Annotated in this window: 1 protein-coding gene and 1 pseudogene; both read right to left on the reverse strand. The window is 57.0% G+C overall.

Annotation, left to right across the window (positions count from 1 at the left end):
* Positions 1 to 472 (reverse strand): tail assembly protein (locus HEN21_RS22600; protein ID WP_183082962.1); only part of this gene is annotated, 472 nt, incomplete at its 3' end.
* Positions 436 to 558 (reverse strand): annotated as a pseudogene (locus HEN21_RS22605) (phage tail protein); the annotation flags it as partial. The pseudogene HEN21_RS22605 and the gene HEN21_RS22600, both read right to left, overlap by 37 nt.

Here is a 558-nt window from a genome sequence, read left to right on the forward strand (position 1 = left end):
GCAGAACATTGCCCTGGGCAACCATGTTATCCAGTGAGGAGAAATAGGTGTTCTGTTTGCCGTTATCCGTTGTCTGTGTGCGGGGGGTTTTGGGTTTAGGGGCCAGCATCTGAGCCACACCGCCAAGCGTCATACTGGCACCGAGAGAAAACAGCAGATTACTCGCCATAATTCCTACCCCCGGCATCCATATAGCAACCGCCATAACAGCCGCCCCCAGCACAGCCTGAAACACACCGCCACTTTTGGCTCCTGCCAGACGCGGCACGATATGGATCACAGCACCATTTGCCAGCGGTTCATTAAGACGGGCTGATAATTCCGTTTCACCTGTATCACGCCCGGCAATGCGTACCTGATACCAGCCGTCGCTCAGCTTCTGACGAAACGCCGGGATCTGCATGGCCAGCGCCCGGATGGCTTCGGCCCCCGTTTTCACACGCAGATCGATGCGGCGGCCAAATCGTTGCAAATCCCCGTAAAGGCAGATGCGTGCCATGCCTGGTGACGCCAGAGGGAGTGTGTGCGTCGCTGCCATTTGTCGGTATACCTCTCTCG

The organism is Escherichia sp. 93.1518 (assembly GCF_013368915.2).
GTDB lineage: Bacteria > Pseudomonadota > Gammaproteobacteria > Enterobacterales > Enterobacteriaceae > Escherichia > Escherichia ruysiae.